The organism is Pseudomonas sp. 10S4 (assembly GCF_034344865.1).
In the GTDB taxonomy this organism is placed as follows: Bacteria; Pseudomonadota; Gammaproteobacteria; order Pseudomonadales; family Pseudomonadaceae; genus Aquipseudomonas.
Genome location: NZ_CP133774.1, coordinates 1,390,474 through 1,405,377 on the forward strand (window position 1 = coordinate 1,390,474; position 14,904 = coordinate 1,405,377).

Genomic DNA, 14,904 nt, shown 5'->3' on the forward strand with positions numbered 1-14,904 from the left:
CTTCACGGCTATTCGTTGTCGAAGGACCTCAATAACCATAGCAAAGCGCGCCTGAACCAGAGCGCCGCGATAATGAATTCAAAGGAGTGACCATGCGTTTTTTGCCTGGCCTGATCTGCCTGCTACCCCTTTTGAGCCCTTTGGCTCATGCCGAACTGATTGATGACGTTAACGACCGTGGCGAATTGCGCATTGCCCTGGAAGCCAATACACCGCCATTCAATTTCAAGGACGACGGCAAACTCACAGGGTTTGAAGTCGAGCTGGGTCAGTTGCTGGCCAATGAACTGGATGTGCGGGCCGACTTCGTTGTCACTGAGTCAAACGATCTGCTGCCAGGCGTTGAAACCGGCAAGTACGACGTCGCCATCAACCACATAGCAGTGACCGCGAATCTGAAGGATCGTTTCGACTTCAGCGAACCTTACAGCCACACCGATGCGCAATTGATCACACAGAAAGAAGAAGCGCCGCGCTCGATGCTGCTGGTGCAGTCGCTGAAGGAAGAGGCGCCCAAGGCGAGCCAGCCAGTGAGCCTGGCGATTCCGTTCCAGAAAGGAAACCCGGCATTCCACGCCAGCCTCGACAACGCGTTGCAGCGGATCAAGGCGGATGGTCGGTTGGAGGCGTTGACGCAGAAGTGGTTTGGGGCGGATACGAGCGTAGAGCCCAAACCCTGATTAACCCGCAATAGATCAAGTGCTGGAGATCCAATGTGGGAGCGGGCTTGCTCGCGAATGCGGTGTGTCATTCAATGATGATGCTGACTGATCCACCGCTTTCGCGAGCAAGCCCGCTCCCACAGGGGTTTTGTGTAAGTCGTCAGTCTTGCGCGATTAATGCCACTGCGGCTTGCGGCAACTCAAGTTCGCTGAAAACTTGGACTCCATGGCGCTTAAGCAACGCCGTCGTCACCCCTTCGCCACTGACCTTCACCCCACTGAAGCTCCCGTCATAGGTCAGCAAATTCCCGCACGACGGACTATTAGCCTTCAAAACAGCAATCCGGATGCCGTGCTTCTGCACCAGCTCCAACGCTTGATAAGCCCCCGAAAGAAACGCCGCGCTGACGTCCTCACCCTCGGTAGTGATCACCGGCGCACGGCCATCAAGCACGTCACCACCCTGCCCGCCCGGAATCTCCGCCGCAGCCCTTGGCGTCGGCAACCCGCCGGCCATTTCCGGGCACAACGGCACGACCCGGCCTTCGGCGATCCACTGATCCAGCAAATCAAACGGCCCACTGGCCCCGCCGTCGTAGCGCACGCGGTGGCCCAACAGGCAGCGGCTGACCAGAATCTTTTGCATGATCAGAACGGCTCGTTGCCACGACGCCGGAACCAGCCCGTCAACGACAGGCGCTCCCGGGTCGCAGGCAGGACTTCGTGGGGCACTTCGCCCGACAGGAATACCACCAGGCAGCCACCAGTAGGCACGACGTTGTGTTCGACGCCATCCTCCAGGTACATGCGCAGTTCGCCGCCGTGCTCGGGCAGCCAGGCGTCATTGAGGTAGATCACCGCCGAGACCATGCGCCGGTCGTCGTCGCGGAAACGGTCCACATGCTTGAGGTAGAAAGCACCGGGCGGGTACAGGGCGAAGTGGCTTTCGAAGTCTTCCAGACCGAGGAACAACCCGCGATTCATCGCCTCGCGCAGGCTGTCCATCAAACTCAGATAACTGTCGCAGGCCTCGGTTTCACCGGGTTCGAGCCACTGAATGTGGTCGCCACGAATGCCTTCGCGAATCTCTGAAGTCGGCCCACGGCCCACCGCCGCCGGGGCCAGTTCACCCTCGGCCGCACGTTTACGGCACTCAGCCGCCAGTTCCCGGGTCAGACCCAGAGGCAGGAAAATATTCTGCCGCGACCAGCCACGTTCGGCCAAGTCGTCGACGATACGTAACAGCAGCGGGTGATCAGAGGGTATTTGCATGGCGCGCATAGTATTCCTGTGCCTGCAAATCCGACAGAGCCGCGCAGCGGGCTGATACGAATTCTCGACAAGTTCTTGTACCGCACGGAGAATAGTCGCCTGCTGACAGGAGTCCCTATGCGCCGTTTGCTTTTTTCACTGTTGATGTTCTGTGTTTTGCCCGCTTGGGCAGACGGCCACGACCAGTTGTACAAGGTCGCCGGTTGGCCAGACCAACGCGCGCATTTCAACGACGCACTCTCGGCCGCTCAGCAGCGCTACCAGAACAGCTTGCCGCCAGCGGTGTTTCAGGCTCTGGTGAACAACAGCAACCAGCGCTTCGCCCCCAAGCCATGGACCAGCGCGCCGAAGCGCAATTGCGCAAGACTCTGGCCGACCCGAAACCGGCCCTGACTTTCTTTCAAACTCCACTGGGCAAGAAAATCGTCGCCGCCGAACTGCTGGCGACCCGGCGCGATCAACTGGCGAAAAACGCCAAGGGCTTGCCCAAGATCGAGGCCAGCGACACGCGTCTGTTGATCATCGGCCATCTGGCCCAAGCCTTACCGGCCCGCGAGGCAGGTGCTGAAGTCACCTTGGCAATTGCCGGCATCGCGGCGGACAGTCTGAGTTCGATGATCCCCGGTTTGCTCGGTGGCGGTCAGGCGCCAGGGATGTTGAATGGTCAGCGCCAGCGCTTGATGGATCAGATTGGCACCGACCTCAACAACACGCTGCTCTACGTTTATCGCGACTTGTCGGATAACGAACTGGAAGAATTCGCCACGTTTGCCGAATCGGCTGAGGGCAAGGCGTATTACCAGGCAGCGCTGGCGGCGATTCGCGCGGGGTTGGCGGTGGGGCAAAGCACCTCGAATTTAAATCAGTAATTTTGGGCGTTTGGAAGATTGCCTTCGCGGGCAAGCCCGCTCCCACATTGGAATGCACTTCAAATGTGGGGGCGGGCTTGCCCGCGAAGAGGCCCTAACAGCCGCTACAGATTCCGGCCTTTAATCCGCTTCGTCAAAAACCCGAAATACTCTTCCCGCAACGCCAGCGTCTCGTTCGCCAGATGATGCCGCGCCTCAGGCAGCATCAACACCTGCGGCCGATCAAACTTGGCCTTCAACACCTCCAGGTTGTGCTCCCAGTCCACCGTCATGTCCGCCTGCCCCTGCACGATCAGCGGCCGTCGTGGGCTGTTCGGTGCGGCCTCGACGCGCTTGATCCAGCGTCCCAACGCGCCCACCCACGCCGTCGGCAAACGCAGCGGCTGCAACGGGTCGGCGAGCAGAAATGGCAAGAACGCCGGGTCATTGGAGTTCTCGCTGAAACGCCGGGCAATGCCTTTGACGAAGGGCTTGAGCAGGTAATAGCTCAACTGCGACCAACCCCAGGCTCGCGGTCGTACCAGCGGCGACAGCAAAATCAACTGACCCTGAGCCGGACTGTTCGCACCTTGGTTCAGCACATGATCAATCACGATCGCCCCGCCAGTGCTCTGCCCGCACAGGTGCCACGGCTGCGGCAAATTCAGCGACTGCGCTTCAGTGAACAAGCCTTGCAGGGTGTCCTGATACTCGGCGAAATCCTTGATGCTCGCGCGCTCGCCGCTGGACAGGCCATGCCCCGGCAAATCGCAGGCGATCACCGCAAACCCCTGATCCAGCGCCCACTCAATCACATGCCGATAGAGCCCGGTGTGATCGTAGAAGCCGTGAAACAGGAACAACGTCGCCTTCGCCCGCGCCGGCCACCAGACCTGGCTGACCACCTCATAACCATCGACCGCGAAACGACCGAGCCCCTTGCGCAGCGTACGTCCGGGGAAATCCAGCCCATAAAACGTCTGATAGGCCTGGCCCTCAGTCGACAACGGCTGCCACTCGGCCAATGGCCGCAGGCCGGCGCGCAAATGATCGGGAGTGAAAGTGGCAGGCATGGTTATTCCAGAACGTGAAACAGACTTTATGGGCCTGCGATATTCATCTGTCGCGGCAAGCATGGCAAGCTAGCCGACCTTCGAGGATCGAAACCCATGCGTCCGGCCTACCGCACCACTCTGCTTGCCAGCCTGCTCGCCCTCATGTGTGCTGGCGTGCTGTGGGCGGCGTACGATTGGTTTCAGGGTCGCTACCTGCGGGCGTTCAGCGAGCACACGGCGGTGTTTTCCGGCGACCCATTGCGCCTGCCCGACAACCTCGCCGGCCCCGGCGCCATCCGCCTCGTACATTTCTGGGACCCGGCCTGCCCGTGCAACGTTGGCAATCAACAGCACCTCACCGAACTGGTTGAGCGCTATGTACCGCAGGGCGTCGAGTTTTACTCGGTACAAAAACCCGGCAGCCACGGCCAGTTGCCCAGCACCTTGAGCAGCCTGAAAACCATCACCGTACTGCCCGGCTCCGAGCAGATCCCCGCCAGCCCGGCGGTGGCGATCTGGGACCGCGCCGGCAAGCTCGCGTATTTCGGCCCGTACAGTGAAGGCCTGACCTGCAACTCGAGCAACAGCTTTATCGAACCGATCCTGCAAGCGCTGAACGAAGGCCGCACGGTGAACGCCACCCACACGCTGGCGGTGGGTTGCTATTGTCCGTGGGCGGTGGAAGTGAAGTAAGGCATTCCGGACTATTCAAGGACGGTGGGTGCCCGGCACAGAAAGTCTGTGCTACATGTTTGCAGCCCACACGGGCGGCAATCTCGAAGAACAAGGAGTCACCATGAAACGCGTCCTGACCGTACTTGCCTTGCTGATCGTCGCGCTCGCCATCGGCGTGGGCGGCTACATCTACAGCAAGCAGCCGACGCGCCAGGGCCAGGTGACGCTGAACAACCTGCAAGGTTCGGTGACCGTGCGCTACGACGAGCGCGGCGTACCGCATATCCGCGCCGACAACGAAACCGACCTCTACCGCGCCCTCGGCTACGTCCACGCCCAGGACCGCTTGTTCCAGATGGAGGTCATGCGCCGGCTGGCCCGTGGCGAACTGGCGGAAGTCCTCGGGCCGAAACTGGTGGACACCGACAAACTGTTCCGCAGCCTGCGCATCCGCGAGCGTGCCGAGAGCTATGTGGCCGCGCTGGATCGTCAGTCACCGGCGTGGAAAGCCCTGCAAGCCTATCTGGACGGGATCAACCAATATCAGGACACCCACGCTGCACCCGCAGAGTTTGACGTGCTGGGCATCCACAAACGCCCCTTCACCGCCGAAGACAGCATCAGCGTCGCCGGCTACATGGCCTACAGCTTTGCCGCCGCGTTTCGCACCGAGCCATTGCTGACCTACGTCCGCGATCAGCTCGGCCCCGACTACCTGAACATCTTCGACCTCGACTGGCAGCCCAAAGGCGTGTTGGCCAAGGCCCGCGCCAAACCCGGCCCGGCACTGGCCGCCAGCGACTGGAAAGACCTGAACGCCCTCGCTCGCCTGAGCGAACAAGCCATGACCGAGAACGGTTTGCCGCAGTTCGAGGGCAGCAACGCCTGGGTCATTTCCGGTAACCGCAGCAAAAGTGGCAAGCCGCTGCTGGCCGGTGACCCGCACATTCGCTTCTCGGTGCCGTCGGTGTGGTACGAGGCGCAACTGTCGGCGCCGGGCTTTGAGCTTTACGGTCACCATCAGGCGTTGGTGCCGTTCGCGTTCCTGGGGCACAACCTGGATTTCGGCTGGAGCCTGACCATGTTCCAGAATGACGACCTGGACTTGATCGCCGAGAAGGTCAACCCGGACAACCCGAACCAGGTCTGGTATCGCGGCAAGTGGGTGGACATGGTCAGCACCGAACAGCAGATCGCCGTGAAAGGCCAGGCGCCGGTCACGCTGACGCTGCGTCAGTCGCCTCATGGCCCGATCATCAACGACGTGCTCGGCACCGCGGCCGGCAAGACGCCGGTCGCCATGTGGTGGGCGTTCCTCGAAACGCCGAATCCGATTCTCGAAGGCTTCTATCAGCTCAACCGTGCCGACACCCTGGCCAAGGCCCGCGCCGCAGCGGCCAAGGTTCAGGCGCCGGGGTTGAACATCGTCTACGCCAATGCCAAGGGTGATATCGGCTGGTGGGCCTCGGCCCTGCTGCCCAAGCGCCCGGCTGGAGTGAAACCGGGCTTCATCCTCGATGGCAGCACCAGTCAGGCGGACAAGGAAGGTTTCTACCCGTTCAGCGCCAACCCCCAGGAAGAGAACCCGGCGCGGGGCTATATCGTCTCGGCCAACTTCCAACCCGTCTCGCCCACCGGCATGGAGATTCCCGGCTACTACAACCTGGCCGACCGCGGTCAACAGCTCAATCGCCAGCTCAACGACAAAAACGTGAAGTGGGACAACGACGCCAACCAGAAGCTGCAACTGGGTACCACCACCGCTTACGGCCCGCGCTTGCTGGCGCCGTTGCTGCCGGTATTGCGTGAAGTGGTCACTGACCCGGCCGAACAAAAACTGGTGGAGCAACTGGCCCAGTGGCAAGGCGATTACCCACTGGATTCAATCAATGCCACGGTGTTCAACCAGTTTCTGTACAACCTGGCCGACGCGACGATGCGCGATGAACTGGGCAACGACTTCTTTGAAACGCTGCTCTCGACCCGGGTGATCGACGCCGCGCTGCCGCGTCTGGCCGCCAACCCGGATTCGCCGTGGTGGGACAACCGCAACACCCCGGCCAAGGAAACCCGCGCCGACACGGTGAAGGTCGCGTGGCAGGCGAGCATTGCGCACCTCAAGACCACGCTGGGTGCTGATTTCACCCAGTGGCAGTGGGGCAAGGCGCACACGCTGACCCACGGTCATCCGCTGGGGATGCAGAAGCCTTTGGACCGGATTTTCAACGTCGGCCCGTTCGCCGCTCCCGGCAGCCACGAAGTACCGAACAACCTCTCGGCCAAGATTGGCCCGGCGCCATGGCCAGTGACGTATGGCCCGTCGACCCGGCGGCTGATCGACTTCGCCGACCCGGCCCACAGCCTGACCATCAACCCGGTCGGCCAGAGCGGCGTGCCGTTCGACAGCCACTATGACGACCAGGCTGAGGCGTATATCGAAGGGGTTTATTTGCAGGCGCATTTCAGTGATGAAGAAGTGACGGCGAATACCCGGAGTACGTTGAAGCTGTTGCCGGCGCGGTAGTTTTTTGTTGTTCGGACTGCCGTCTTCGCGAGCAAGCCCGCTCCCACATCGGACCGTGTCCGTGCAAACAACGCGGTCAACTGTGGGAGCGGGCTTGCTCGCAAGAGGCCCGCACAAACACCCCAAAATCTAAATCCCCCGCCGCACCCTCCCCGGCGCCTCGCCATAAATCTCCTTGAATTTCTTGCTGAACGCCGCTTGTGATTGATACCCGACCTGCAGCGCAATATCGCTCAACCCCAGGTGCGATTGGCTCAGCAAACTGAACGCCAACTCCATCCGCACTTGCGTCAGCAACACCCACGGCGACACGCCGGCCACCTTCACAAACGCGCGCATGAACGTCGCCCGGGACATGTTCGCCGTTTCCGCCAGACCTTCGATGGTCCACTCATGGGCCGGGTCCGCCAGCATCGCCTGCCAGGCGCGGCCCAGGCGTTTATCACCGAGTAGCGCCAGTGTGCCGCTGGCTGGCCCCAACGTCGCCAGATGCGCCCGCAGCATCAGGGTGAACAACGCCTGCGATAACGCGTCGAGCAAAAACTTCGCCCCGGCCTGATTGCTCTCCGCCTCACCGCGCAACACCTCGACCAACGCCGGCAACGGCCCATTGGCCGGGAGCGCACCGCTGGGGATCACCAAATACGCGGGCAGCGCGGCAAACAGCAAGGAAGCGCGGTTGTAATGGAAGGTCCCGCAGAGCATGTCCAGATCCGCGCTCGCACCACCGATGCGATGCACCTGCAACGCACCACCGACGATGATCTTCGGCACAGTCGGGGTGACGGTTTTTCCGGGGCTGTGGATAACGTGGGGCGTGCCGCCGGGCAGCAGCAGGATATCGCCTGCGCGCATCGGCAGACGCTGGCCGTCGGGAAACTCCACGCGGCATTCGCCCGCCAATACGATGTGATAAGGCGCCATACCCAGCGCTTCCTGCCCATGGGCCAGCGCCCAGTCGCCCTGGAATTGGCAGCGCAGGTCCAGACTGCCGCGAACGTTGGCCAGCGTGATGAGTTTATCGATCGGATTCATTTGAGCGCATCGAGGAAAGATCTGAGCGGATCGAACAAACCCGAACCGCGCCAAGGAGCAAGACTGAACGTGTCGAAACAGTACACCCAACCTGCTCAGGAGTTAACGCAATGTTCAATAACTGGTCCGAACTGCTGCCCACCATTCAGAAAGCGTTTGGCGCGCTGGGCAAGAGCAACCCGAAAATGGTCAAGGCCTACATGGCTCTTGGTGAAGCCGCTGCGGAAAACGACGTGCTGGATGCCAAGACTCGCGAATTGATCTCCATTGCCGTGGCCATTACTACTCGTTGTGATGGCTGTATTGCCGCGCATACCGATGCGGCGATCAAGGCTGGAGCGAGTCGCGAAGAAGTCGCGGCGACCCTGGCGACGGCAATTTCGCTGAATGCCGGCGCGGCGTATATCTACTCGCTGCGTACGCTTGAGGCGTATGACTCGTTGAAGGGCTGACACACATCCTGTGGCGAGGGGCTTGCCCCCGTTGGGTTGCGAGCAGCCCCAAAACCTGAAACCCGGCTGCATCAGGCACACCGTGTTTATCGGATTTGGGAGTACTGCGCACTCCAACGGGGGCAAGCCCCTCGCCACAATGGTTTCTCGTAACCGTCCTAGACCATCGCCGCAAAGTTCAGCCTGAACTGCTGCGGTGTCACCCCGAGCCGGCGGTTGAACACACTGCGCATGTGCTGGGCATCGCGAAACCCGCATTGATACGCCACGGTCTTGAGCGGCGACCGCGTACTTTCCAGCAGCACCCGCGCCGCATCCACCCTCGCCCGCTCGACGAATTCCGCCGGGGTCACTTTCGCTTCCTTGGCGAACACCCGGGAAAAGTTGCGAGCGCTCATGTTGGCGGCGTTGGCGAGGTCGGCGATGGTCAGGTCGCCGTTGAGGTTGGCGAGGACATAGAGCTGCACCAGCGCCACCGCCGAAGTCGGTTCGGCGTGAGGTGTGAGGAACGGGCTGAACTGCGATTGCCCGCCCGAGCGCTGGGTGAACACGACCAGGCGTTTGGCGACGCTGAGTGCGACTTCCGGGCCGTGATCGAGACCCAACAGGTACAGCGACAAATCAATCCCCGCCGTTACCCCGGCCGAGGTGTAAAGCTCGCCGTCCTGCACGTACAAACGATCAGCCTCCACCTGCGTCGACGGACACATCGCCGCCAACGCAGCTGCGTCGCCCCAATGAGTTGTGACAGTTCGTCCTTCGAGCAAACCGGCCCGGGCGAGCATGAACGCGCCGTTGCAGATCGAACCAAAGCGTTGCGCCCGCGCACTCGCGTCCCGCAGCCAGGCGTCGAACGCCACGCCAAAATCCATGAACGGCAATTGCGGCCCACCGGCCACCAGCAGCAAGTCATAAGCCTCAAGCGCTTCGCTGAAATGCCGGTGAGCGTTCAAGGACAAACCGTTGGAACACGGCATCATCCCGCGCTCGACGCCGATCACTTCCAGCCGATAGTGATCCTGCGGCGCCAGAAAACGATTGGCCTCGGCGAACACATCCATGGGCCCGGTGACGTCCAGCGACTGAACGCCGGAAAACACCACGATGGCGACGGTTTTTTGCATGGTTCGAAACGCCTCTCTGGCTTCAAGTATCAACACTGACCTGTGGCGAGGGAGCTTGCTCCCGTTCGGCTGCGCAGCAGTCGTAAAACCTCTGGATGCGAGATGCCTGACAGAACCAGGTTGCAGTTTTGGGGCCGCTTCGCAGCCCAGCGGGAGCAAGCTCCCTCGCCACAGGTAGTCACCTGTTTGAAGTGCGCGACAACGCTTCACCCTAGCCAATCCAGCCCCAACAAGCGAGGTTGGCGCGATATGCCTGCTCATTGGCCGGGATCGCAGCCATGGATCGATTGTCCGGTTTCAGGTGCAGGCACAGACTTTACCCATCAGCGCCGCCACGGCGTTCCCCATGAGGAAAGCACTATGAGCAGCATCATTGCCGGTATCAAAATCCCCGACAGCGCGTTGGCCAAAGCCACCACCGAATACATCCGCGACGTCGAATCCGACCTGCTCTATCACCACTCGCGCCGTGTATTTCTGTTCGGCGCCTTGAGCGGTGAACGCAAGCAACTGGCCTACAACCCGGAGTTGCTGTACGTCGGCGCGATGTTCCATGACTTGGGTCTGGTGGAAGGTCAGCGCAGTGATAACGAGCGTTTTGAAGTCGACAGTGCCAATGCCGCCAAAGCATTCCTCAAGCCGTTCGGGTTGAGCGATGACGATATCGAGCAGGTCTGGTTGTCGATTGCGCTGCACACCACTCCGGGCGTGCCGCAACACCTGCGGCCGAACGTCGCGCTGGTCACAGCGGGTGTCGAGATGGATGTGCTGGGCATCGATTACGCGGCGTTCCCAACGCAGCAGCGCGAGGCGGTGGTGCATGCCCACCCTCGTGGCGAAGGTTTCAAGGAATGCATTCTCTGTGCGTTCGCCAATGGCTTCAAACACAAGCCGGACACCACGTTCGGCACGGTGAATGCGGATGTGCTGGTGGACAGCGAGCCGGGGTTCAAACCGATGAACTTTGTCGAGATCATCCGCAAATCCCCTTGGGCTGCATAAACAACTGTGGGAGCGAGCTTGCTCGCGAAAGCGGTGTGTCAGGCAACATTGATGTCGACTGACACTCCTCTTCGCGAGCAAGCCCGCTCCCACATTTGAACCGGGTTGACCACAAGAATGGGGTCAACCCTGCATCAGGCTTAAGCCGCTTCCGGCGCCTGCGCCCGACGCACGTCCGGTTGCTTCCAGGAATCGGCAGCACCTTCTTCGATCGCTTGCTGAATCGCCCGCTTGCGGCTTTCCTCGGCACGGCGGCTGAAGAACCAGACCATGAAGGTCACGATCGATACCGCCAACAGGATCAGGCTGGCCACGGCGTTGATCTCAGGCTTCACGCCCAGGCGTACCGCCGAGAACACTTCCATCGGCAGGGTCGTCGAACCCGGGCCGGAGACGAAGCTCGCCAGCACCAGGTCATCCAGCGACAGCGCGAAGGACATCATCCCGCCCGCCGCCAATGATGGCGCGATCATCGGAATGGTGATCAGGATGAACACCTTCCACGGCCGCGCGCCAAGGTCCATGGCCGCCTCTTCGATGGACAGGTCCAGCTCACGCAAGCGCGCCGAGACCACCACCGCCACATACGCCGCACAGAACGTGGTGTGGGCGATCCAGATCGTCACAATGCCGCGTTCCTGCGGCCAACCGATCATCTGCGCCATGGCCACGAACAGCAGCAACAGCGACAGACCGGTGATCACTTCCGGCATCACCAACGGCGCAGTCACCAGGCCACCGAACAGCGTGCGGCCCTTGAAGCGGGTGATCCGGGTCAGGACGAACGCCGCCAGAGTGCCCAGCGCCACCGCCGCAATCGCGGTGTAGCAGGCGATTTCCAGCGAGCGCATCACCGAGCCCATCAGTTGGGTGTTGTCGAGCAGGCCGACGTACCACTTGATCGACCAGCCGCCCCAAACCGTTACCAGTTTCGAGGCGTTGAACGAGTAGATCACCAAGATCAGCATCGGCGCGTAGATGAACAGCAAACCGAACACCAACATAAAGCTCGAGAAACTGAAGCGCTTCATTCTTTGCCCTCCATTTCTTTGGCCTGGCTACGGTTGAACAGGATGATCGGCACAATCAGGATCAACAGCATCACCACCGCCAGGGCAGACGCCACCGGCCAGTCGCGGTTGTTGAAGAACTCTTGCCAGAGCACTTTACCGATCATCAGGGTTTCCGGACCGCCGAGCAGTTCCGGGATCACGAACTCGCCCACCACCGGAATGAACACCAGCATGCAGCCGGCGATGATGCCGTTCTTGGACAGCGGAATAGTGATCTTCCAGAAGCTGTTGAAGGTGCTCGAACCGAGGTCCGACGCGGCTTCCAGCAGGCTATGGTCGTGCTTCACCAAGTTGGCGTAGAGCGGCAGGATCATGAACGGCAGGTACGAATAAACCACGCCGATGTAGACCGCCAGGTTGGTGTTGAGGATCTGCAACGGCTCGTTGATCCAGCCCATGCTCATCAGGAAACCGTTGAGCAGGCCGTTGTTGCTGAGGATGCCCATCCACGCGTAAACGCGGATCAGGATCGCGGTCCAGGTCGGCATCATGATCAGCAGCACCAGCACCGTTTGCAGCTCTTTACGGGCGCTGGCGATGGCGTAGGCCATCGGATAGCCAATCAGCAGGCAGAGGATGGTGCTGAAAAACGCCATCTTCAGCGAGCCGAGGTAGGCAGCGATGTACAACTCGTCGTCGCCGAGCATCGCGTAGTTGCCCAGGTTCAACAGCACCTGGAGCTTCTGGTCAACGAAGCTGTAGATCTCGGTGTACGGCGGGATCGCCACGTCGGCTTCGGCGAAGCTGATCTTCAAGACGATGAAGAACGGCAGCATGAAGAACATGAACAGCCAGATGAACGGAACCCCGATGACCAGTTGGCGGCCACCGGGAATTATTCGATTGAGTCGGCGTTTGAGTTTGCGCATGTTCATGAGCGAAGTACCACGCCGCTGTCGTCTTCCCAGTACACGTAGACCTGATCGCCCCAGGTCGGACGCTGGCCACGGCGCTCGGCGTTGGCAACGAACGACTGCACCAGTTTGCCGCTCGGCAATTCGACGTAGAACACCGAATGGCCGCCGAGGTAGGCAATGTCGTGGACCTTGCCGCTGGACCAGTTGTATTGGCAGGTCGGCATTTCGGCGGTGACCAGCAGTTTTTCCGGGCGAATCGCGTAGGTAACGGACTTGTCCTGCACCGAGGTGCTGATGCCGTGGCCGACGTAGTCGGTCAATCCAGGTCTTTGCAGGTGATGGTCGCGTGGCCTTCGGCGTCGTCGATCACTTCACCTTCGAAGATGTTGACGTTGCCGATGAACTCGCAGACCAGACGGCTGGTCGGGGTTTCGTAGATGTCGATCGGGCTGCCGATCTGGGCGATCCAGCCCAGGTGCATGATCGCGATGGTGTCGGCCATGGTCATGGCCTCCTCCTGGTCGTGGGTGACCATGACGCAGGTTACGCCGACGCGTTCGATGATCTCGACCAACTCCAGTTGCATCTGCGAACGGAGTTTTTTATCCAGTGCACCCATCGGTTCATCGAGCAGCAACAGCTTCGGCCGCTTGGCCAACGAACGCGCCAGGGCTACACGCTGACGCTGGCCACCGGACAACTGATGCGGCTTGCGCTTGGCGTACTGGCTCATCTGTACCAGCTTGAGCATTTCAGTTACGCGGGCATCGACTTCCGACGACGAGATCTTGTCCTGCTTGAGGCCGAAGGCGATGTTCTGCGCCACGGTCATGTGCGGGAACAAGGCGTAGGACTGGAACATCATGTTGATCGGTCGCTCGTACGGCGGCATCTCGGTGATGTCGACGCCGTCGAGGAAATGCGCCCCTCCGTGGGCCGTTCGAACCCTGCGAGCATCCGCAGCAAGGTGGATTTGCCCGATCCCGAACCGCCGAGCAGGGCAAAGATTTCACCCTTTTTGATTTCCAGGGACACATCGTCCACCGCAATCGTCTCGTCGAACTTCTTCGTGACCCGGTCGATTTTGACCAACACCTGTTTAGGTGATTGGTCGCCCTCGAGGGCTTTCTTATAGGCGCCGGAGGCAACTGCCATTTACGAAACTCCCAGAAAAAAGAGTGCAGTTCGCTCGAGGTGAGCCAACCTTGGATAGTTTGAGCCTTGAAGCTATTTACCCGACTTGACCTTGGTCCAGCTGCGGGTCATCAAACGTTGAATGTTCGGTGGTAACTCGACCGACACGTAGGTCTTGTCGAGCACTGCTTGCGGTGGATAAACCGCTACGTCGGTGCGGATGGACTGTTCCATCAGTTTGTCCGACCCTGGATTAGGGTTGGCATAGCCGACCGAATCACTGACCTGGGCAATCACCTCAGGTTTCAGCAAATAGTTGATGAACGCGTGGGCTTCTTTGACATTGCTCGAATCCTTTGGAATCGCCAGCATGTCGAACCACAGCGCGCCGCCCTCTTTCGGGATGGTGTAAGCGACCTTCACGCCTTTGCCGGCTTCGGCTGCGCGGGACCGGGCCTGGAACATGTCACCGGAGAACCCGATCGCGATGCAGATGTCGCCGTTGGCCAGGTCCGAGATGTACTTGGACGAGTGGAAGTAGGTCACGTAAGGCCGCACCGCGAGCAACTTGGCTTCGGCCTTTTTGTAATCTTCGGGGTTGGTGCTGTTGGCGTTCAGGCCCATGTAGTTGAGGACTGTCGGCATCATTTCATCGGCGGAATCGAGGAACGCCACGCCGCAACTGTGCAGCTTCTTGATGTTTTCCGGCTCGAACAGCACGCTCCAGGAATCGATCTTGTCGACGCCCAGCACTTCCTTGATCTTGTCGACGTTGTAACCGATGCCGTTGGTGCCCCACAGGTACGGCACGGCGTACTGGTTGCCCGGATCGTTCTGTTCCAGGCGCTTGAGCAGCACCGGGTCGAGGTTGGCGTAGTTGGTCAGTTGCGAGCGGTCGAGTTTCTGGAACGCGCCGGCCTTGATCTGCTTGCCGAGGAAGTGGTTGGACGGCACGACCACGTCATAACCGGTACGCCCGGCCAGCAACTTGCCTTCCAGGGTTTCGTTGGAATCGAACACGTCGTAAACCGGTTTGATGCCGGTGGCCTTCTGGAAATCGGCCAAGGTGTTTGGAGCGATGTAATCCGACCAATTATAAATATGCACTGTGGGCGCAGCCTGGACACTGACGGCAATCGTCAGTCCGGCGCCGACCAGCAGGGCATTGCGCAACAAAGAAAAAATAGGCAA

At 60.5% G+C, this 14,904-nt stretch carries 13 protein-coding genes and 2 pseudogenes; 6 read left to right on the forward strand and 9 right to left on the reverse strand.

Annotated features, from left to right (window positions below):
• Nucleotides 1-92 precede the first annotated feature (92 nt).
• Entirely contained in the window at nucleotides 93-680 is a 588-nt protein-coding gene (locus tag RHM58_RS06545) for a transporter substrate-binding domain-containing protein (protein WP_201256775.1), read from the forward strand.
• 142 nt (nucleotides 681-822) lie between these two features.
• Here the strand turns inward: RHM58_RS06545 and RHM58_RS06550 are convergent, their stop codons facing one another.
• Both RHM58_RS06550 and RHM58_RS06555 read right to left on the reverse strand, forming a co-directional pair.
• Nucleotides 823-1,308 (reverse strand): DUF523 domain-containing protein, encoded by a 486-nt coding sequence (locus RHM58_RS06550; protein ID WP_322269911.1) that lies wholly within the window; start codon nucleotides 1,306-1,308, stop codon nucleotides 823-825.
• A gap of 2 nt (nucleotides 1,309-1,310) precedes the next feature.
• Nucleotides 1,311-1,943 carry a 2OG-Fe(II) oxygenase gene (locus RHM58_RS06555; RefSeq protein ID WP_201198666.1) on the reverse strand — a complete coding sequence of 211 codons (633 nt, stop codon included), beginning with the start codon at nucleotides 1,941-1,943 and terminating at the stop codon, nucleotides 1,311-1,313.
• Nucleotides 1,944-2,051: 108 nt separating this feature from the next.
• Here RHM58_RS06555 and RHM58_RS06560 point away from each other — a divergent pair.
• Nucleotides 2,052-2,803 (forward strand): annotated as a pseudogene (locus RHM58_RS06560) (DUF2059 domain-containing protein).
• Between the two features lie 104 nt (nucleotides 2,804-2,907).
• On the opposite strand, the gene RHM58_RS06565 reads toward RHM58_RS06560, so the two are convergent.
• Entirely contained in the window at nucleotides 2,908-3,855 is a 948-nt protein-coding gene (locus tag RHM58_RS06565) for an alpha/beta hydrolase (RefSeq protein ID WP_201198670.1), read from the reverse strand.
• A 96-nt stretch (nucleotides 3,856-3,951) separates the two neighbouring features.
• On the opposite strand from RHM58_RS06565, the gene RHM58_RS06570 reads away from it, so the two are divergent.
• Nucleotides 3,952-4,530 (forward strand): DUF6436 domain-containing protein, encoded by a 579-nt coding sequence (locus RHM58_RS06570; RefSeq protein ID WP_201198672.1) that lies wholly within the window; start codon nucleotides 3,952-3,954, stop codon nucleotides 4,528-4,530.
• Nucleotides 4,531-4,633: 103 nt separating this feature from the next.
• A complete protein-coding gene (locus RHM58_RS06575; protein ID WP_322269912.1) occupies nucleotides 4,634-7,036 on the forward strand; it encodes a penicillin acylase family protein in 2,403 nt (800 codons plus the stop codon).
• A gap of 129 nt (nucleotides 7,037-7,165) precedes the next feature.
• Here the strand turns inward: RHM58_RS06575 and RHM58_RS06580 are convergent, their stop codons facing one another.
• Complete coding sequence (locus RHM58_RS06580) at nucleotides 7,166-8,071, reverse strand: AraC family transcriptional regulator (RefSeq protein WP_201256777.1); 906 nt, start codon at nucleotides 8,069-8,071, stop codon at nucleotides 7,166-7,168.
• 110 nt (nucleotides 8,072-8,181) lie between these two features.
• On the opposite strand from RHM58_RS06580, the gene RHM58_RS06585 reads away from it, so the two are divergent.
• On the forward strand, nucleotides 8,182-8,523 hold the full coding sequence (locus tag RHM58_RS06585; protein WP_201256778.1) for a carboxymuconolactone decarboxylase family protein: 342 nt from the start codon (nucleotides 8,182-8,184) through the stop codon (nucleotides 8,521-8,523).
• A 158-nt stretch (nucleotides 8,524-8,681) separates the two neighbouring features.
• Here RHM58_RS06585 and RHM58_RS06590 read toward each other — a convergent pair whose 3' ends face one another.
• On the reverse strand, nucleotides 8,682-9,647 hold the full coding sequence (locus RHM58_RS06590) for a GlxA family transcriptional regulator (RefSeq protein WP_322269913.1): 966 nt from the start codon (nucleotides 9,645-9,647) through the stop codon (nucleotides 8,682-8,684).
• 360 nt (nucleotides 9,648-10,007) lie between these two features.
• Between RHM58_RS06590 and RHM58_RS06595 the strand changes: the two genes are divergently transcribed.
• Nucleotides 10,008-10,649, forward strand: coding sequence for an HD domain-containing protein (locus tag RHM58_RS06595; RefSeq protein WP_201256780.1), 642 nt, complete (start codon nucleotides 10,008-10,010; stop codon nucleotides 10,647-10,649).
• Nucleotides 10,650-10,789: 140 nt separating this feature from the next.
• Here RHM58_RS06595 and RHM58_RS06600 read toward each other — a convergent pair whose 3' ends face one another.
• The 4 genes and pseudogenes from RHM58_RS06600 to RHM58_RS06615 all read right to left on the reverse strand — a co-directional run bounded on the left by RHM58_RS06600 (nucleotide 10,790) and on the right by RHM58_RS06615 (nucleotide 14,904).
• The gene (locus tag RHM58_RS06600) at nucleotides 10,790-11,680 is read right to left on the reverse strand and encodes an ABC transporter permease subunit (RefSeq protein WP_201256781.1); all 891 of its coding nucleotides are present in this window, start codon (nucleotides 11,678-11,680) and stop codon (nucleotides 10,790-10,792) included.
• Nucleotides 11,677-12,558, reverse strand: coding sequence for an ABC transporter permease subunit (locus RHM58_RS06605; RefSeq protein WP_201205056.1), 882 nt, complete (start codon nucleotides 12,556-12,558; stop codon nucleotides 11,677-11,679). Before RHM58_RS06605 ends, RHM58_RS06600 begins: the two co-directional genes overlap by 4 nt.
• A 35-nt stretch (nucleotides 12,559-12,593) precedes the next feature.
• A pseudogene (locus RHM58_RS06610) lies at nucleotides 12,594-13,734 on the reverse strand (ABC transporter ATP-binding protein).
• Between the two features lie 72 nt (nucleotides 13,735-13,806).
• Complete coding sequence (locus RHM58_RS06615; RefSeq protein ID WP_201198689.1) at nucleotides 13,807-14,904, reverse strand: polyamine ABC transporter substrate-binding protein; 1,098 nt, start codon at nucleotides 14,902-14,904, stop codon at nucleotides 13,807-13,809.